A 255-nucleotide genomic window follows, 5' to 3' on the forward strand; every position below is an offset into this window, starting at 1 on the left:
GACAGAATCGAGACTGAAAATGATGTCTGGGGCAGCTTGAGACAGCGTATGCAGGTTGTCTTCCCAATTTGCATTATAGCGGTAAGCGCTCAGGTGAACCGGAATATCGGAAGAGAATTGTTTGTAATAATAGGCCGTCCATTTCGGGTGCAGCGCCGCAGCGTAAGGCACGTGATGCAGAGGAATCAGATGCCCCATCGTTTCTTTTCCGTACGCGGCCATTTTTGTGCGCCTTTTTTTCATGTAGCTTGTAGG

General features: G+C 49.0%; 1 pseudogene. It reads right to left on the minus strand.

Going from position 1 to position 255, the window contains the following annotated elements:
- Positions 1-255, minus strand: a pseudogene (locus SB660_RS22085) (bacillibactin transport transcriptional regulator Btr); the annotation flags it as partial.

Origin of the sequence: Bacillus sp. SIMBA_005 (assembly GCF_046535585.1) — a bacterium.
Classification (GTDB): Bacteria; Bacillota; Bacilli; order Bacillales; family Bacillaceae; genus Bacillus; species Bacillus pumilus.